Source organism: Pseudomonas sp. P108 (genome assembly GCF_032613195.1).
Taxonomy (GTDB): domain Bacteria; phylum Pseudomonadota; class Gammaproteobacteria; order Pseudomonadales; family Pseudomonadaceae; genus Aquipseudomonas.
Map to the genome: position 1 here is coordinate 5,753,505 of NZ_CP126691.1, position 17,102 is coordinate 5,770,606.

A 17,102-nucleotide genomic window follows, 5' to 3' on the forward strand; every position below is an offset into this window, starting at 1 on the left:
ACATAGTTACCGCACCGAGTGTAATGTATCGCCTTACACTCCAGCCCATGATCAAATCCTTTCAGCACAAAGGCCTTCGAGGCTTCTATGAAACAGGTTCGACTCGCGGGATTCGTGCCGACCACGCAAAACGGCTGTCGCGCATGCTGCAGTTCATGGATCGCGCTACGATTCCCGCAGACTTGGATCTTCCGGGCTGGCGCCTGCATCCATTGAAAGGTGAGCTGACGGAGTACTGGTCGCTGAGCGTTTCAGGCAACTGGCGAGTGATCTTTCGTTTTGTCGGTTCGGACATCGAATTGGTCGATTATCTGGACTACCACTGACAGGAGGCAGGCTCATGCCCATGCACAACCCGCCACACCCCGGTGAAACACTGCTGATGGATGTCTTGCCCGAGCTTGGCATCAGCGTGACCGAATTGGCCCGACACTTGGGCTTCGCACGCCCGCATCTTTCACGTGTATTACACGGACATGCGCCAATCAGCCCGGATCTGGCTGTACGTCTTGAGCGTGCTGGCATTGGCAAGGCGCGCGTGTGGCTAGGCGTACAAACCGACTATGATCTGTGGCAAGCGGAGCATCGGGAGCAACCGGTTATCGAACTGATCGCTGTCCACGCCTGACACCTCCAGCCACTACAACTCCCCCGCCACTTTCACCCGCAAGGCCTTGCCGCCGAGTTGCTCGACCAGCGTCAAGGCAAACTCCAGCGCAGCGCTTGAGCCTTGTGCGGTGACGCAGTTGCCGTCGACCACCACCGGTTGATCAACAAACGTACAGCCCGAGAGTTGATGGCTGGCGCTGGGCAGGCAGGTCATGCGCCGCTGGCGCAGCACGCCGAAGGATTGCAGGGCGACGGCCGGAGATTCGGCGATGGCGGCGAACAGGCGTCCGGCGCTGGCCTGATCCTTGAGCAACTGTTGCAGAGGTTGGTGCGCGGCCAGATGTTGTGAACCGACAACACCGCCGGGAAGGACGATCAGGTCGAAAGTTTGCGCCAGCACATCGACCAGCATGCCGTCGGCGGTCAGGCGTGTGCCGCGCGCGCATGTGAGCATGCGCCGACCTTCGATGCTCGCCGCCACTACCTCAATACCGGCGCGGCGCAACACATCGATCAGGGTCACGCTTTGCAGATCATCGATGCCCTCGGCGAGGGTAATCAGGGCTCTAAAGGTCATGGGCGTTATCCGCTGGGTGATACGTGAAGCGTAGTCAGCTTCACCCGGATCGCGCTGCAACAGCCGTTACTTGATGTAAAGCTGGGTCGACATCGTGTTGCGTGGCGCGTTGATGGAAGTGTTGCTGAAGCTGAAGGTGCCTTCCTGCTTGCCCGCCAGATCGAAGGTATAAAGAGAACCGACGGTTTTATTACCGGGAGTGCATTCGGTCAGGTTGCCGTTATCAAAAGCACACACCGGGGCACGTGTGCCGTTCACTTCAAAACCGTCCAGTGCGACCTGAGGCTGGCTCTTGCCGTAGCCGACTTCGAGCACATAGACCTTGATATTCGGTCCGCTGTGATTGCACTGGGTCTGCGCCTGCCCATCGGCGATGTCTTCAAGGCCGCAGGCCGGCGATTGCACCTTGATGACTTTCACTTGTGTCAACGGCGGTGCCGATGCCGCCCAGGCTGTCGACATCCCGGCCATCAGTACGGCAATCAAACCCAAAACCTTCATCCAGCACTTGCTCATGCGCTTCCCACCCCGAAAAAATCAGCGCGCAGTATGGCGCAGTTGGCATCAACGCAAAACTTCGCCGACGATCGACACCAACAACCGCCATATTCCTCACGCTGCTGGTATGATGCGCGGCTTTTTCCGGCCCACCACAATTTTTCAGGCGCTTGCGACGGTCTGTGCTTTGCTGTTGAGGTCGATACATTCACGGCGCCACGCGCGCCACGGGGAGCAGACATGCTGGAAAGGCTGTTTCAACTCAAGGCACACAACACCAACGTGCGCACCGAGATTCTGGCGGGCATCACGACTTTCTTGGCCATGGCCTACATTCTGTTCGTCAACCCGAGCATTCTCGGTGAGACCGGTATGGACAAGGGTGCGGTGTTTGTCGCCACCTGTCTGGCGGCCGCCATCGGTTCGACCGTCATGGGTCTGATCGCCAACTACCCGATCGCCCTCGCCCCAGGCATGGGCCTGAACGCCTTCTTCACCTACACCGTCGTCTTGCACATGGGCCACACCTGGCAAGTGGCGTTGGGTGCGGTGTTCATTTCCGCCGTGCTGTTCTTCCTGCTGTCGATCTTCCGCATCCGTGAATGGATCATCAACAGCATCCCGCTGCCGCTGCGCTCGGCAATTGCCGCTGGTATCGGCCTGTTCCTCGCGCTGATCGCCCTGCACAACGCCGGTATCGTCGTCAGCAACCCGGCAACCATGGTCGGCCTCGGTGACCTGAAAGCGCCGGCACCGATTCTCGCCACCCTGGGTTTTGCCCTGATCGTTGCCCTCGAAGCGCTGAAAGTGCGCGGTGCGGTACTGATCGGCATTCTCGCGGTGACCATCATTTCCATCGTGATGGGCTTCACCCCGTTTGGTGGCGTTACCTCGATGCCACCTTCGCTGGCTCCGACTTTCCTGCAACTGGACATCAAAGGCGCACTGGACATCGGTCTGGTCAGCGTGATCTTCGCCTTCCTGTTCGTCGACCTGTTCGACAACTCCGGCACCCTGATCGGCGTCGCCAAGCGTGCCGGCCTGATGGGCAAGGACGGCCACATGCCGAAAATGGGCCGCGCCCTGATCGCCGACAGCACCGCGGCCATGGCCGGTTCGTTGCTGGGTACGTCGACCACCACCAGTTACATCGAATCCGCTGCCGGCGTGAGTGCGGGCGGCCGTACCGGTCTGACGGCCATCGTCGTGGCGATTCTGTTCCTGCTGGCGCTGTTCTTCTCGCCACTGGCGGCCAGCGTTCCGGCTTTCGCCACGGCACCGGCGTTGCTGTTCGTCGCCGTGTTGATGACTTCCGGCCTGGCGGAAATAGACTGGGACGACATCACCGTCGCCGCGCCAGTTGTCGTGACCGCGCTGGCCATGCCGTTCACTTACTCGATCGCCAACGGCATCGCGTTCGGTTTCATCTCCTGGACCGTGATCAAGCTGCTGTCGGGCCGCGCCCGTGAGCTGAACCCGGCGCTGGTGATTCTGTCGATTCTGTTTGTGATCAAGTTGGGTTGGTTCAACGCATGACTTTCGATTCCCAGGCTTACGCCGAGCAACTTGAAGCCAAGGTCACGCGCTTGCGTGATCTGCTGGCGCCGTTCGATGCCCCCGAGCCAACGGTGTTCGACTCGCCGCTGCAGAACTTCCGTCTGCGTGCCGAGTTCCGCCTGTGGCGCGAGGGCGGCGATCGTCATTACGCGATGTTCGCTCAGGACGACAAACGCACGCCGATCCTCATCGAAGAGTTCCCGATCGCCAGCCTGCGCATCAATCAGTTGATGCCGCAGTTGAAAGCGGCGTGGCAGGCCAGTTCGGCGCTGAGCCACAAGCTGTTTCAGGTGGAATTCCTGACCACGCTGGCCGGCGATGCGATGATCACCCTGTGCTATCACCGTCCGCTGGACGAACACTGGCACGCGGCAGCCACCAAGCTATCGGCGGATCTCGGCGTCAGCATCATCGGTCGCTCGAAGGGCAAACGCGAAGTGCTTGGCCTCGATTACGTGGTCGAGAAACTCGAAGTCGGCGGTCGCACCTTCAGCTATCGCCAGCCGGAAGGCGCGTTCACCCAGCCAAACGGCACCGTGAACCAGAAGATGCTGAACTGGGCGTACGAGGCATTGGGCGATCGCACAGACGATCTGCTGGAGCTGTACTGCGGCAACGGCAACTTCACCCTGCCGCTCGCCACTCGCGTGCGCAAAGTCCTGGCCACCGAAATCAGCAAGACCTCGGTCAACGCTGCATTGAGCAACCTCAGCGAAAACGCTGTGGATAACGTCACTCTGGTGCGTTTGTCTGCCGAAGAACTGACCGAAGCGCTCAACGAAGTGCGCCCGTTCCGCCGCCTGCAAGGCATCGACCTGAAGAGCTACGAGTTCGGCAGCGTCTTCGTCGACCCGCCGCGCGCCGGCATGGACCCGGACACCTGCGAGCTGACCCGCCGCTTCGACAACATCCTGTACATCTCCTGCAACCCGGAAACTTTGGCGGCGAACATCGCCCAGTTGCACGACACGCACCGTATTACCCAGTGCGCGTTGTTTGACCAGTTCCCGTGGACGCATCACATGGAATCGGGTGTGTTGCTGACCCGGCGTTGATGGCGGGATAGCAGATACGAAAAAGCCGTCGTGATTGACGGCTTTTTTGTGGGCGTTCATTTGTTTGTGCGATCACCGAACATAAATCGGCCAGACCATTTTTTGTTCAATTGACCATGGTAACCATCTAGTACATTTTATCTCCACAGGCTGAAACCCTCGGCCAAATCCAAAAACAATAAGTGGAGTTACCCCTCATGCCCCCTATCGTTCTGGTGCTTAACGGCCCGAACCTGAACCTGCTCGGCACCCGCGAGCCGGCCACTTACGGTCACGAAACCCTGGCGGATATCTCGGCCTTGTGCGGTCGAGCAGCCGAAGAATTCGGCCTGGCTGTGGAGTTTCGCCAGACCAATCACGAAGGCGAACTGCTTGACTGGATACACGCCGCCCGTGGTCGCTGCGCCGGGATCGTGATCAATCCGGCGGCGTGGACGCACACCTCGGTGGCGATTCGTGACGCGCTGGTGGCCAGTGAATTGCCAGTGATTGAAGTGCACCTGTCCAACGTCCACGCCCGCGAGCCGTTTCGTCATCACTCGTTCGTCTCGGCGATTGCCACGGCGGTGATGGCCGGTTTTGGCAGCAATGGCTATCGCCTGGCGCTGGAACATTTCAGTCAGCGGTTGAAGGGATAACTCGCATGTCTCGCTCTAACGTCATACTCGCCGGGCTGATCGGCGCCGGCATTCAGGCCTCGCGCACGCCAGCGCTGCATGAGCACGAAGGCGATGCCCAAGGCCTGCGTTATCTGTACCGACTGATCGATCTCGATCAACTGAAAATGGACAGCACCGCCCTGCCCGACCTGCTGCTGGCGGCCGAGCGGATGAACTACACCGGGCTGAACATTACCTTCCCGTGCAAGCAGGCGATCATCCCGCTGCTCGATGAGCTGTCACCGGAAGCCAAGGGCATCGGCGCGGTGAACACCGTGGTGTTGAAGGACGGCAAACGTGTCGGTCACAACACCGACTGCCTTGGATTCGCCGAAGGTTTTCGTCGAGGTCTGAAAGACGCCGCCCGCGAGCGCGTAGTCCAGATGGGCGCCGGTGGCGCCGGTGCGGCAGTGGCCCACGCATTATTGAGCGAAGGCGTGCAGCAACTGACTATTTTCGATGTCGACCGTGAGCGCGCCGAGAGCCTGGCGAACAATCTCAATGAGCATTTTGGCTTTGGTCGTGCGGTGGCGGGTCGGGATCTGCCGAGTACGCTGAATCTGGCTGACGGTCTGGTCAACACCACGCCGATGGGCATGGCCAAACTGCCGGGCATGCCGGTGCCGGTCGAACTGCTGCGCAAGGAATTGTGGGTGGCCGAGATTGTGTATTTCCCGTTGGAAACCGAGCTGCTGCGCAACGCCCGCGCATTGGGTTGCCGAACGCTGGATGGCGGCAACATGGCGGTGTTTCAGGCGGTGAAGGCGTTTGAATTGTTCAGCGGCGTGGTGCCGGATGCGCAGCGGATGCTCGCGCATTTTCAAAGCATGAATGGTTAACACTGTAGGAGTGAGCCTGCTCGCGATGGCGTCCTGTCAGCCAACACATTAGTTGCCTGACACACCGCCATCGCGAGCAGGCTCACTCCTACAGGGGGTCAGCGTCAGGCCTGCAGGTAGCGCAACACCGACTCGCAAATCATCTCGCGATGACGTTGCTTGACGCTTTCATCCGGCAGATCGATCTGAAAAATCTCGCCAAACGTGTGCCGGTTCGACACCCGGTAGAAGCAGAACGAACTGATCAGCAAATGCACATCCAGCGCGTCCAGCCCTGCACGGAACACACCCTCTTCAGCACCCCGACGCAGAATCTCGCCGAGTGAATCAAGAATGGTGTTGTTCATCGCCTTGATCGCATCGGAACGCTTCACGTATTCAGCGTTGTGGATATTTTCGATGCTGACGATGCGCACGAAATCGACGTTGCGGTCGTGGTGATCGAAAGTGAACTCAACCAATCGGCGAATCGCCTCCACCGGCGCCAGCTCGGCCAGGTGCAGACGGTTTTCGGTGCTGCGGATATCGCCGTAAAGCTTTTCCAGCACCTCGACGTACAACTGCTCCTTACTGCCGAAGTAGTAATAGATCATGCGTTTGGAGGTGTGGATACGCTCGGCGATCGCATCGACGCGAGCCCCCGACAAGCCTTGCTGGACGAACTCGACGATCGCCTCCTGCAGGATGTTCTCGCGGGTCTTTTCCGGGTTGTTCTTGCGACTCTTGCGCGGCTCTACAGCGGACACTTCAGGAGCTGCGGGAAGTTCTGTATTCATCGTCATTGCGGGCTCACGGCCATCACTGCACAGGCGGCGATTATGGGCCGCGCAGCACAGTGAAGGAAGCCGCGCGGCCTGTGTTTAATCCCGCGTTTACGAATTTCCTACAACTTCGCCTGGCGCACGGCGCCACTGCGTGATTTGGCCATCGCCGCCAGACGCACCGCGACGTTCGCCGCGCCGTAACCGGCATAGCCATTCTTGCGCTGGATGATCTCGAAGAAGAAGCGCCCTTCGAACGGTTCGGTGTAGACGTGGAACAACTCACCGCCCTGCGCATCACGGTCGTACAGAACGTTGTAATACGCCAGTTCACTGAGAAACTCGTCATCGAAATCGAAGCGCGCAGCAAGGTCGTCGTAATAATTGAGCGGGATGTCCAGCAACGGCACACCGGCCTCTTTGGCGCGACTGACTTCGGCGAAGATGTCGTCACAATCGAAGGCGATGTGATGCACACCGGAGCCACGATAACTCGACAGCGCGTGGGATATCGCGGTGTTGCGGTTCTCGGAAATGTTCAGCGGCAAGCGGATCGAACTGTCGCGGCTACGCAGCGCGCGACTTTTCACCAGACCGTACGGGTCGGGCAGTACCACTTCATCGTCCGCCTCGAAATCCAGCAGGCTCTTGTAGAACAGCACCCAACTGTCGAGGCTGTCGGCCGGCAGCGCCATGGCCATGTGATCGATACGCTTGAGACCACCGCGTGCCGGCGCATCTGCCAGCAGATTGAAATCGGTGCCGTAGACATCAGCCTGTTCATCGACCAGATAGATCAGGCTACCGTCCGGGGCGCGCACTGCCGCCAGCTCCAGTTCATTGGGGCCGACCAGTCCGCGATAGGGCTGACCTTTGTAGGCGACGGCGCGGGCCAGCGCACTGGCGCTGTCCTTGACCCGCACGGCGGTGGCGCACAGCGACGGGCCGTGAGCCTCGAAAAAGCTGTGAGCAAACGAATACGGTTCGGAGTTGAGGATCAGATTGATGTCGCCCTGACGCAGCAGGCTCACACTCTTGGAACGATGCTGCCCGGCCTTGACGAACCCGAGGCGCTCCAGCCAGTTCGACAGCTTGGCGCCAAGGCTTTCATCCACGGCGAACTCAAGAAACTCGATGCCGTTGTACTCACTGGCCTTCGGTGTTTCGAAGAGAATTTCACGGTTGGCCACAGGTTTGGTTTCCTGCTCCAGACGCTGGCGGGTCTTCTCTTCCAGATACAGCAGCGAACGCAAACCGTCAGCTGCATTGGCCCGTGGTGGCGCGGCGCGGAAGCCGTCATTGAAGATTTCCAGCGACAGCGGCCCGGTGTAACCGCTTTGAATAATCGGCGCGAGGAACCCCGGCAGATCGAACTCGCCCTGCCCAGGGAAGCAGCGGAAATGCCGGCTCCACTCCAACACATCCATCGCCAGGATCGGCGCATCGGCCATTTGCACGAAGAAAATCTTGTCGCCAGGAATGTCGGCGATGGCGCGAGGATCGCCCTTCAGCGACAACGTATGAAAGCTGTCGAGCAACACGCCGAGGCTCGGGTGATCGGCCTGACGCACGATGTCCCAGACCTGTTGATAAGTGTTGACGTGACGGCCCCAGGCCAGCGCTTCGTAACCAATGCGCAAGCCGCGCGCGCCAGCGTGCTCGGCCAACAGGCGCAGATCATCGACTAGAATTTGCTGATCGCCGACGCTGTCGGCGGAGGCATTGCTGCAGACCAGCACCAGATCGGTGCCCAGTTCCTGCATCAGGTCGAACTTGCGCTCGGCCCGCTCCAGATTGCGCGCCAGGCGATCGCGGCGGCAGCCTTCGAAATCGCGGAACGGCTGAAACAGCGTGATGGCGATGCCGAGATCGGCGCACATCTGTTTAATTTCCCGCGGACTGCCGTCGTAGTACAGGAGGTCGTTTTCGAAAATCTCCACCCCGTCGAACCCGGCGGCGGCAATGGCTTCAAGTTTTTCCGGCAGGGTGCCGCTCAAAGAAACGGTGGCAATGGAACGCTGCATGTTTCAACTCCCGGACTGCGCCGCTTTATCTTTACTGTAGGAGCCGCCGAAGGCTGCGATCGTTTGATCTTTATTCGTGAAAACAGAATCAAAAGATCGCAGCCTGCGGCAGCTCCTACATGGGATGGTTTTTATAGTAGGGAAATTATTGGCTGCATCGATCGCGGCAGCAATTTAAAGTGTACTACCCGGTTAGTTTTGCGTGCGATTATCGAACACAATGGCGGTTTGGCGAATTGACGATTTTTCGTCCACTGCCCAACATCGACTGCACATTGAGTCCGGATCTGAACCACCGGTCGCAGCGTGCAAGTAAAAAGCACACCAAATAACAAATCCAAAAACGGGTGGAACACATGATTCCTTCACAGACTTCCCGCATGGCTCCGGCCATGAGCACTGCCACGGGTGGCATCGGCGACAAGATCCGCGGCGCCATGGCCGTCGGCAAGACCCGTTGGGGCATGCTGGCGCTGGTGTTTTTCGCCACCACCCTGAACTATATCGACCGCGCCGCCCTCGGCGTCATGCAGCCGATCCTCGCCAAGGAAATGAGCTGGACGGCGATGGATTACGCCAACATCAACTTCTGGTTTCAGGTCGGCTACGCGATCGGTTTCGTCCTGCAGGGCCGCCTGATCGACCGGGTCGGCGTCAAACGCGTGTTCTTCTGCGCCGTGCTGCTCTGGAGCCTGGCCACTGGTGCCCACGGTCTGGCGACTTCGGCCGTTGGTTTCATGGTCTGCCGGTTCATCCTCGGTCTGACCGAAGCGGCGAACTACCCGGCCTGCGTGAAAACCACGCGCCTGTGGTTCCCGGCCGGCGAACGTGCAGTGGCCACCGGCATTTTCAACGCCGGCACCAACGTCGGCGCGATGTTCACGCCGATGCTGCTGCCATTGGTCCTGCACGTCTGGGGCTGGCAAGCGGCGTTCCTGTGCATGTCGGCACTCGGCGGGATCTGGTTGCTGTTCTGGGGCTTGAAGTACTTCAACCCGGAAGATCACCCGAGCGTCAAACAGTCCGAACTGGACTACATCCAGCAAGAAGTCGAACCGGAACAGGCCCGCGTACCGTTCTCGAAGATTCTGCGGATGCGCGGTACCTGGGCCTTCGCCCTCGCCTACTCGCTGACCGCGCCGGTGTTCTGGTTCTACCTGTACTGGCTGCCGCCGTTTCTCAATCAGCAATACAACCTGGGCATCAACGTCACCCAGATGGGCATTCCGCTGATCATCATCTACGTCACGGCGGACTTCGGCAGCGTCGGCGGCGGGATTCTGTCTTCGTTCCTGATCGGTCGCGGGATGAATTCGATCAAGGCGCGGCTGCTGTCGATGTTCCTGTTTGCCTGCTGCATCATCGGCGTGGTCATGGCGGCTGGCTCTGCCAATCTGTGGGTGGCGGTGGCGGCGATTTCTCTGGCGATCGGCGCGCACCAAGCCTGGACGGCGAACATCTGGAGCCTGGTGATGGACTACACGCCCAAGCACATGATGAGCACGGTGTTTGGCTTCGGTGGTATGTGCGCAGCGATCGGCGGGATGTTCATGACCCAGATCGTCGGTCACATCCTCACCGTCACCAACAACAACTACACCGTGTTGTTCACCCTGATTCCGGCGATGTATTTCATTGCGCTGACGTGGATGTACTTCATGGCACCGCGCAAGATTCCGACCATCACCGAATAACCTGCCTACACGACGCTAACTGTAGGAGTGAGCCTGCTCGCGATGGCTTAGTGTCAGTCAAAACTTCCATCGACTGACACACCGCCATCGCGAGCAGGCTCACTCCTACAAGGTTTTGCGTAACCTACTCAACGACGGCTCTGCTGCCACGCTGCCGCCAGTCCGCTGCAACAGATCACTGCGATGCCGATGATCGTCAACAGACTCGGCGTGTGATTGAACAGCAGCCAGCCCAACAACCCCGCAAACACAATCTGGCAATAACCGAACGGCGCCAGTAGCGCCGGCGCGGCATGGCGGAATGCCTGGGTGAGAAACAAATGCGCCGTCATCCCACAGCTGCCCAACGCCAGCATCAGCCCGGCGTGGGTCAACGTCGGCACCTGCCAGAAGAACGGCACCAGTGCACTCATCACCAGCGTGTTGCACAGCCCGGCAAAAAAGTTGCTGGTGGTCGGGCTATCGACTTCGGCGAGCTTGCGCGTCAGCAACTGATAAAAGCAGAAAAACAGCGCCGAACAGAATGGCAGTAACACTGCCGGTGTGAACAACTCACCGCCGGGATGGACGATGATCAGCACGCCGATAAAACCGCAAATCACTGCAATCCATTGGCCACGTGTTACCCGCTCTTTGAGCAGCGGCACGGACAATGCCGTCACCAAAACCGGCGCAAGAAAGTTGACCGCCGTGGCTTCCGCCAATGGGATGTACAACAGCGCCGTGGTGAAAAACAGGCTGGTGCCGAGCAGGCAAAGTGCCCGAACCAACTGCCACAACGGCTTCTTGGTGCGCAGGACGCGCAACCCGGACTGCGGCAGAAAAATCCCCGCCATGAGCAAGGTGTGCACCAGGTAGCGCGCCCAGACCACCATCACGATCGGATAGAAACCGGACAGGTATTTCGACAGCGCGTCGTGACTGGAGAACAGGAAGGTTGCCACGACAATCAGCAAGATCCCCTTGAAGGGTTGGTTGACTCCGGAGAGCGGGGTGCTGACGGTCATTGGATTTCCTTGTGTGCCCCAAAAAACAAAAATCTTCGCAGGCAAGTCTCGCCCCCAGGAACGGCACGTTCCCTGTGGGAGCGGGCTTGCCCGCGAAAGGTGCGCAGCAGCGCTTACAACCGCGCCAACAATTCCCGGGTTCTGTCGATGGCCCTCTGCGCTCGCTCTAATCCGCTCACGCCCTGCTCCAATAGTTTCACCGTGGGAATTTCCAGACTCAGTGGAATATTAGTCGGCAGCGCTTTCAACAACCCGAGCAGATCGCAATCGCCCTCGCCGGGAAACCGCCGCTCGTTGCGCGCCTGACGCAAGATCTCGGCCATGTCTGACGGTCTCGGCCCCGCGACATCACATAATTGTGCATAGCGCAGGCGTGACGCCGGCACGTTTGCCAGATCGTCCAAGCGTGACGACGAACGATCAAAGTGAAAGGCATCGACCAGCACCGCAGCGTTTTCCCGATCAGCATGCTCGACAATGCGCAGCGCTTGCTGAAGATCGCGCGCATCGGTCCAGGGCATGAACTCCAGATGCGGGTGCAACCCGTAAGGCGCGGCCAGATCGCACAGGGCGGCGAAGTTGTCGGTGAGTCGTTGCTCGTCAGGATCATTACCGGCGATGAGTAATTCCGTGGCGCCAAATTCCGCGCCCACTGTCAGAAGTTTCGCGAAATCGGCGACGACGGTCTGCGGTTTCAAACGCAGGATTTCCACGTCGAGCACACGGATGCCGGTATCGCGCAGGCGCTGCAAGGTCTGACGGCGCAATTCAGCATCAGCGACCAACGGGAAATGATGCTCCTCAGGCGTCGCCGGTTCCAGGCGCAAGCCGACATGGCTGTAACCGGCGCGCGCGGCCACTTCAACCATTTGCGGCGGCGACAACTCCAGTACCGTAAGGCTGGCCAAGGAGAGGATTCGTTCACTCATGTTCAAGCCTCGATCAACGCAGGGGAGCAGGTACGACCGGTGGCGGCGGCCTCGCGTATGGCTTCGATCAGCGCCAAAGTGCGCGCCGCGTCGGCCGCACTCACCAGCGGCTCGACTTCACGCCGTGCCACGCGTACGAAATGCTGTAACTGCAAGCGCAAAGCATCGTCACCGCTGTAGGACTCTTCGACCATCAACAACGGTTCATGCCAACCGGCGTCGACCTGATCAGCGGCGTAATGCCAACGCTTGAGTTGCGGAATGCTCAAGGCACCAGCGGTCCCGGCCAGCAGATAACAGGGCTGACCGGCCTGACGCGGATAGACTGGGTTCTCACCGGAACCCAGCTCCCAACTCCACGGCGCAGCCACTGCGTCGGACCCGCTCAGGGTTGCCAATGTGCCACCTTCGAATTGCAGCAACACCGCCGCGCTGTCTTCATTGGCAAAACCGCGCACGGTGTTGTCGGTGATCGCTTGCACCGAGCGCACCTCACCGCACAGATGGCGTAGCAGGTCGAGGTCGTGAATCAGATTGGTCAGCAACATCCCGGCACCCGGTTCGCGGCGCCAGGGGATCTCGAAATAACTGTCCGGCTTGCGCAACTGGAACAGTGCGGTCACCGTGGTTAGCCGCCCAAGCGCCCCGCTCTGCACCAACTCATGAGCGCGAACGATCAGCGGATTGTGGCGTCGGTGGTGGCCGACCAGTACCGGAACGCCGCTGCTTTTGACCGCCGCGACCAGCTTGCGCGCTTCGTCCAGATGCACACCGACCGGTTTTTCCAGCAACACCGGCACACCCGCCGCCAGGCAATCGAGCGCTGTGCTGACATGTTGATTATTCGGATTGGCGACGATCACCGCGTCTGGCCTGATCTGCTCAAGCATTTGACGATTATCGGCGAAATGTCTGACGCCCCATTCAGCCGCAAGCGCTGCGACTTGCGGCCCGGGATCAGCCACTGCGCACAGCGTCGCTTCGCTGAGGGTTTGCAGGTGCCGATAATGTTGCTGGCCCATGTTGCCGGCGCCGATCAGGGCGATTCGAAGGGGCGAATTCAAGGTGCGGTCCTCTTGTGATTGTTCTCGGAATAACACTCCGCAAACAATTTAGAACCGAGTTCCAGAATCAAACACCCATCAACCGCAAAACCGTGCGAACACCGCACAATTTTCCTGATCAACCCAAAATCAAATGTGGGAGCGAGCCTGCTCGCGAATGCGGTACGTCAATGAAATAAAAAGTGACTGACACACCGCTTTCGCGAGCAGGCTCGCTCCCACAGGGGGCCTATGTGAATTGTGAATTCGGATCAGATAAACAGTTCTGAGGCCAGGCTTGCTGCTGATAATTCTTCGGTGAATGTCAGCAACAGCGGCGCCAGTTCATGCAACCGCGCCCCCGGCATCCGCGCACTCGGCCCGGCGATACTCAGCACTCCGATCACCCGCCCATCCGCAGGGTGTTTCACCACCGCCGCAATCGCCGAAGTGCCGACCGCCGAACTCTCCTCAACGCAGGCATAGCCTTGTTCCCGCGCCAGACGCAGCCGTTCCAGCAGTTCGATATTCGAGCGCGGCGCGTTTGGCCCCACGCCCACTGGAACTTCCGCCGCCTGACGCTCGACCATCGACAACGCCTCGGCATCGCTCATGCACGCCAGCCACGCATGCCCGGACGCGGTGTAGAACAGCGGCGCATCGCGGCCCATGTCCGGGTCGTAACGCAGACCGCTGCGCGCGCCTTGCGCCTTGGCGATCCAGGTCTGGCGCTCGCCGTCGATCACGCCCAGACGCACCAGTTCACCGGTTTCCTGCGCCAGTCGGTCGAGTACCGGCTGGACGATGTCGGCACCGCTGCTCGACAGGTATTGAAAGCCCATCGCCACCAGTTTGGTCGACAAGTGATAACGCAAGGTTTCCGGATTCTGCCGCACGTAGCCCAGACGGATCAGCTCGGCGAGCAGGCGGTGTGTCGCGCTTTTCGGAATATCCAGTTGCTCGGCCAAGGTCTGCATCGGCAGCCCGCGCGGATCACTGGTGAGGCTTTCCAGCACGCTGAAAACCCGTTCGATTTGACTGCCGGCCATGGGGATATCCAAAGGAAATTTTGCCGATTCTAGAAGACATCAGCGGCAAAGCGAAATCTGGAACCGTCTGTTCGATAACCGCCCGTTTTGTTTGATCGAGGCTTGTCGATCGAGTTCATCACTGGTTATTTTCTGGAATCAAATTCCAAAAATAATTCACCGCTGGAGCGTTGCTTTCATGTCTGCCGAACTTCCCGATATCGACTGCGACGTATTGGTCGTCGGTTCTGGCGCCGCCGGGTTATCGGCCGCCGTCACCGCTGCGTGGCATGGCTTGAAAGTCATCGTTGTCGAGAAAGACCCGGTGTTCGGTGGCGCCACTGCGTGGTCGGGTGGCTGGGCTTGGGTGCCGTGCAATCCGCTGGCCCGTCGCGCTGGAATCGTCGAAGACATCGAACAACCGCGCACCTATTTGCGCCATGAACTGGGTGAGCATTTTGATTCGGCGATGATCGACGCCTTCCTTGAAGCAGGGCCGCGCATGGTCGCGTTTTTCGAGCAGCACACCGCGCTGCAATTTGCCGATGGCAATGCCATTGCCGACATTCATGGCGACACGCCGGGGGCCGGCACTGGCGGTCGCTCGGTCATCGCGGCGCCTTACGACGGACGCAAGGTCGGACGTTTGCTCAGGCGCCTTCGTACCACCCTGCGCGAAACGTCCTTCATGGGCATGCCGATCATGGCCGGGGTGGATCTGTCGGCCTTCCTCAATCTGACGCGCTCAATGAAAGCCGCATGGCATGTGACCCAACGTTTCACTCGGCACCTGTTCGACCTCGCAGTGCATGGCCGGGCGATGCAACTGGTCAACGGCGTGGCACTGGTGGCACGGCTGGCGAAGTCCGCCGAAGACCTCGGCGTGTTGCTGTGGGAATCGGCGCCTGTGACTGAATTGCTGCGTGATGGCTCGCGCGTCTCGGGCGCGCTGGTCAACACCCGCAAGGGCCCGATCCGCATTCATGCACGCAAAGCCGTAGTACTCGCCGCGGGTGGTTTTGCCAATGACATCGAGCGGCGCAAAAACTTGTTTCCGCGCACGCCGACCGGTCACGAGCATTGGGCGCTACCACCGCTGGCCGTCAACGGCGATGGTTTGCGTCTGGGCGAAAGCGTCGGTGCGCGGGTCAATACCGATGTGGCTTCGCCCGTGGCGTGGGCGCCGGTATCGCAAGTGCCACATTCCGACGGCAGCATTGGTCATTTCCCACACATCATCGAGCGCGGCAAACCCGGGATCATCGGGGTTCTGCGCAACGGCCAACGTTTCGTCAACGAAGCCAACGGTTACTACGACTACGTCAGCGCCATGGTCGCTGCTGCGCCGGAAGGTGAAGAAGTTGCTTCCTGGCTAATTTGCACTCGCGCCTTTCAACGTCGTTATGGCTTGGGCATATCGCGGCCATTTCCGCTGCCCGTGTCAGCATTTATCCGCAGCGGCTATCTGAAAACCGGCAACACCGTTGAAGAATTGGCCCTCGCCTGCGGCATCGACCCGAGCGGCTTGCGCCAGACTGTGGATAACTACAACCGCCATGCCCGTCACGGCGAAGACCCGTTGTTCGGTCGCGGCGCAACTCCCTACAACCGCAAACAGGGTGATCCGGCGAACCTTCCCAACCCCTGCGTTGCCCCAATAGATACCGGCCCGTACTACGCCGTGAAAGTCCAGCCGGGCTGCTTTGGCACGTTTGCCGGCCTCAAGGTCAATCCACATGCGCAAGTGCTGGATGCCAACGAACAGCCCATCGCCGGCCTCTACGCGGCGGGTGGCGACATGGCCAGCATCATGGGCGGCCACTATCCGGCGGGCGGGATCAACCTCGGCCCGGCACTGACTTTCGGTTACATCGCCGCCCGGCATATTGCCGACATCACTGCTTTCGAACAGGAGATCGACCATGCAGCACATCGTTAACGCCCAGGGTTTGAACATGCCAAAACTTGGCCTCGGCACCTGGCCAATGCTCGGCGACGAATGCACCCACGCAGTAGAGCAGGCGCTGGAACTGGGTTATCGCCACATCGACACGGCAGCGGCCTACAACAACGAAGACGCCGTCGGACAAGCGTTGGCGAATACGCCGACACCGCGCGAACAGATTCATGTCACCACCAAGGTCTGGTGGGACCAGTTGCAACCCGACGCGATGCGCCACTCCATGGATCGCAGCCTCACAGCCCTGCGCAGTGATTACGTCGACCTGTTCATGATCCACTGGCCGACCACCGACTGGGATTTGCCAAGCACCCTCGCCACGTTGGCCTCGTTCAAGGAGCAAGGCCTGGCGCGCAACATCGGCGTGGCGAATTTTCCGCTGCCCCTGCTACGCAAAGTCGTCGAGGAATATGGGATTGGTCTGTCAGCGATTCAGGTCGAGTACCACGTCCTGCTCGGGCAAAACGCCCTGCTCGACTACGCTCGTCAACACGACATGGCACTGACGGCCTACACCCCACTGGCACGCAACAAGGTCTCGGACATCCCGCAGATTCAACAGATCGCCAAAAAGCACGGCGTACTGCCGACGCAGGTCGCACTGAAATGGTTGCTCGATCAGCCCAACGTCGCGGCCATTCCCAAGGCCAGCAGCCAGACCAATCAACTGGCCAACCTCGCCTCGCTGAAGGTCGAACTCGACGATGAGGATCGGGCGCTGATCGCCGCGCTATCGAAACGTGAACGTCAGGTCAGTCCGGATTTCGCCCCTGAGTGGGATGCGTTTGATCGCTGATTGATAATCCAGCGATAGAAATCCTGCGCGGGATTGAATTTGCCGCGCGCCAGACCGTCAATAACA

General features: G+C 59.8%; 17 protein-coding genes. 9 read left to right on the forward strand and 8 right to left on the reverse strand.

Annotation, left to right across the window (positions count from 1 at the left end; genetic code table 11):
• The first annotated feature begins 47 nt into the window (after positions 1-47).
• On the forward strand, positions 48-326 hold the full coding sequence (locus tag QOM10_RS25360) for a type II toxin-antitoxin system RelE/ParE family toxin (protein ID WP_127929858.1): 279 nt from the start codon (positions 48-50) through the stop codon (positions 324-326).
• A 14-nt stretch (positions 327-340) separates the two neighbouring features.
• Positions 341-628, forward strand: a complete 288-nt coding sequence (locus tag QOM10_RS25365) for a HigA family addiction module antitoxin (RefSeq protein WP_095048728.1) — start codon at positions 341-343, stop codon at positions 626-628.
• Between the two features lie 12 nt (positions 629-640).
• On the opposite strand, the gene QOM10_RS25370 is transcribed toward QOM10_RS25365, so the two are convergent.
• Together QOM10_RS25370 and QOM10_RS25375 are read right to left on the reverse strand one after the other, a co-directional pair.
• A complete protein-coding gene (locus tag QOM10_RS25370; protein WP_316917143.1) occupies positions 641-1,186 on the reverse strand; it encodes a DJ-1 family glyoxalase III in 546 nt (181 codons plus the stop codon).
• A 66-nt stretch (positions 1,187-1,252) separates the two neighbouring features.
• Positions 1,253-1,702 (reverse strand): DUF4879 domain-containing protein, encoded by a 450-nt coding sequence (locus tag QOM10_RS25375; protein WP_127929860.1) that lies wholly within the window; start codon positions 1,700-1,702, stop codon positions 1,253-1,255.
• Between the two features lie 222 nt (positions 1,703-1,924).
• Here QOM10_RS25375 and QOM10_RS25380 point away from each other — a divergent pair, with 222 nt between their 5' ends.
• The 4 genes from QOM10_RS25380 (at position 1,925) to QOM10_RS25395 (ending at position 5,794) form a co-directional block, all read left to right on the forward strand.
• Positions 1,925-3,220 carry an NCS2 family permease gene (locus tag QOM10_RS25380; protein WP_316917144.1) on the forward strand — a complete coding sequence of 432 codons (1,296 nt, stop codon included), beginning with the start codon at positions 1,925-1,927 and terminating at the stop codon, positions 3,218-3,220.
• Positions 3,217-4,296, forward strand: coding sequence for a tRNA (uridine(54)-C5)-methyltransferase TrmA (gene trmA, locus QOM10_RS25385; protein WP_160041902.1), 1,080 nt, complete (start codon positions 3,217-3,219; stop codon positions 4,294-4,296). The genes QOM10_RS25380 and trmA overlap by 4 nt, the downstream gene beginning before the upstream one ends.
• 197 nt (positions 4,297-4,493) lie before the next feature.
• Entirely contained in the window at positions 4,494-4,934 is a 441-nt protein-coding gene (gene aroQ, locus QOM10_RS25390) for a type II 3-dehydroquinate dehydratase (RefSeq protein ID WP_064118766.1), read from the forward strand.
• A 5-nt stretch (positions 4,935-4,939) separates the two neighbouring features.
• Positions 4,940-5,794 (forward strand): shikimate dehydrogenase, encoded by an 855-nt coding sequence (locus QOM10_RS25395; RefSeq protein ID WP_223026663.1) that lies wholly within the window; start codon positions 4,940-4,942, stop codon positions 5,792-5,794.
• 104 nt (positions 5,795-5,898) lie between these two features.
• Here the strand turns inward: QOM10_RS25395 and QOM10_RS25400 are convergent, their stop codons facing one another.
• Together QOM10_RS25400 and quiC are read right to left on the reverse strand one after the other, a co-directional pair.
• Positions 5,899-6,576, reverse strand: a complete 678-nt coding sequence (locus QOM10_RS25400) for a TetR family transcriptional regulator (protein ID WP_316917145.1) — start codon at positions 6,574-6,576, stop codon at positions 5,899-5,901.
• 101 nt (positions 6,577-6,677) lie between these two features.
• Complete coding sequence (gene quiC, locus QOM10_RS25405) at positions 6,678-8,579, reverse strand: 3-dehydroshikimate dehydratase QuiC (RefSeq protein ID WP_160041910.1); 1,902 nt, start codon at positions 8,577-8,579, stop codon at positions 6,678-6,680.
• A gap of 356 nt (positions 8,580-8,935) precedes the next feature.
• Between quiC and QOM10_RS25410 the strand changes: the two genes are divergently transcribed.
• Positions 8,936-10,273: an MFS transporter gene (locus tag QOM10_RS25410; RefSeq protein ID WP_064118770.1), complete on the forward strand. Its 1,338-nt coding sequence runs from the start codon at positions 8,936-8,938 to the stop codon at positions 10,271-10,273.
• Between the two features lie 128 nt (positions 10,274-10,401).
• On the opposite strand, the gene QOM10_RS25415 is transcribed toward QOM10_RS25410, so the two are convergent.
• The 4 genes from QOM10_RS25415 to QOM10_RS25430 form a co-directional block, all read right to left on the reverse strand.
• Positions 10,402-11,280, reverse strand: a complete 879-nt coding sequence (locus QOM10_RS25415; protein ID WP_034153813.1) for a DMT family transporter — start codon at positions 11,278-11,280, stop codon at positions 10,402-10,404.
• 113 nt (positions 11,281-11,393) lie between these two features.
• Complete coding sequence (locus tag QOM10_RS25420; RefSeq protein ID WP_127929866.1) at positions 11,394-12,209, reverse strand: sugar phosphate isomerase/epimerase family protein; 816 nt, start codon at positions 12,207-12,209, stop codon at positions 11,394-11,396.
• Between the two features lie 2 nt (positions 12,210-12,211).
• Positions 12,212-13,273 carry a Gfo/Idh/MocA family protein gene (locus tag QOM10_RS25425; RefSeq protein ID WP_127929867.1) on the reverse strand — a complete coding sequence of 354 codons (1,062 nt, stop codon included), beginning with the start codon at positions 13,271-13,273 and terminating at the stop codon, positions 12,212-12,214.
• A 251-nt stretch (positions 13,274-13,524) separates the two neighbouring features.
• Entirely contained in the window at positions 13,525-14,301 is a 777-nt protein-coding gene (locus QOM10_RS25430) for an IclR family transcriptional regulator (RefSeq protein ID WP_150751724.1), read from the reverse strand.
• A 178-nt stretch (positions 14,302-14,479) separates the two neighbouring features.
• On the opposite strand from QOM10_RS25430, the gene QOM10_RS25435 reads away from it, so the two are divergent.
• The gene (locus QOM10_RS25435; RefSeq protein ID WP_316917146.1) at positions 14,480-16,219 is read left to right on the forward strand and encodes an FAD-dependent oxidoreductase; all 1,740 of its coding nucleotides are present in this window, start codon (positions 14,480-14,482) and stop codon (positions 16,217-16,219) included.
• Complete coding sequence (locus QOM10_RS25440) at positions 16,203-17,036, forward strand: aldo/keto reductase (protein ID WP_150751726.1); 834 nt, start codon at positions 16,203-16,205, stop codon at positions 17,034-17,036. Before QOM10_RS25435 ends, QOM10_RS25440 begins: the two co-directional genes overlap by 17 nt.
• The last annotated feature ends 66 nt before the right edge of the window (positions 17,037-17,102 follow it).

Bases quoted from the DNA above. Each gene is read 5' to 3' on its own strand.
- QOM10_RS25360 (WP_127929858.1), top strand. From the start codon at position 48: ATGATCAAATCCTTTCAGCACAAAGGCCTTCGAGGCTTCTATGAAACA.
- QOM10_RS25365 (WP_095048728.1), top strand. From the start codon at position 341: ATGCCCATGCACAACCCGCCACACCCCGGTGAAACACTGCTGATGGAT.
- QOM10_RS25370 (WP_316917143.1), bottom strand. From the start codon at position 1,186: ATGACCTTTAGAGCCCTGATTACCCTCGCCGAGGGCATCGATGATCTG.
- QOM10_RS25375 (WP_127929860.1), bottom strand. From the start codon at position 1,702: ATGAGCAAGTGCTGGATGAAGGTTTTGGGTTTGATTGCCGTACTGATG.
- QOM10_RS25380 (WP_316917144.1), top strand. From the start codon at position 1,925: ATGCTGGAAAGGCTGTTTCAACTCAAGGCACACAACACCAACGTGCGC.
- trmA (WP_160041902.1), top strand. From the start codon at position 3,217: ATGACTTTCGATTCCCAGGCTTACGCCGAGCAACTTGAAGCCAAGGTC.
- aroQ (WP_064118766.1), top strand. From the start codon at position 4,494: ATGCCCCCTATCGTTCTGGTGCTTAACGGCCCGAACCTGAACCTGCTC.
- QOM10_RS25395 (WP_223026663.1), top strand. From the start codon at position 4,940: ATGTCTCGCTCTAACGTCATACTCGCCGGGCTGATCGGCGCCGGCATT.
- QOM10_RS25400 (WP_316917145.1), bottom strand. From the start codon at position 6,576: ATGACGATGAATACAGAACTTCCCGCAGCTCCTGAAGTGTCCGCTGTA.
- quiC (WP_160041910.1), bottom strand. From the start codon at position 8,579: ATGCAGCGTTCCATTGCCACCGTTTCTTTGAGCGGCACCCTGCCGGAA.
- QOM10_RS25410 (WP_064118770.1), top strand. From the start codon at position 8,936: ATGATTCCTTCACAGACTTCCCGCATGGCTCCGGCCATGAGCACTGCC.
- QOM10_RS25415 (WP_034153813.1), bottom strand. From the start codon at position 11,280: ATGACCGTCAGCACCCCGCTCTCCGGAGTCAACCAACCCTTCAAGGGG.
- QOM10_RS25420 (WP_127929866.1), bottom strand. From the start codon at position 12,209: ATGAGTGAACGAATCCTCTCCTTGGCCAGCCTTACGGTACTGGAGTTG.
- QOM10_RS25430 (WP_150751724.1), bottom strand. From the start codon at position 14,301: ATGGCCGGCAGTCAAATCGAACGGGTTTTCAGCGTGCTGGAAAGCCTC.
- QOM10_RS25435 (WP_316917146.1), top strand. From the start codon at position 14,480: ATGTCTGCCGAACTTCCCGATATCGACTGCGACGTATTGGTCGTCGGT.
- QOM10_RS25440 (WP_150751726.1), top strand. From the start codon at position 16,203: ATGCAGCACATCGTTAACGCCCAGGGTTTGAACATGCCAAAACTTGGC.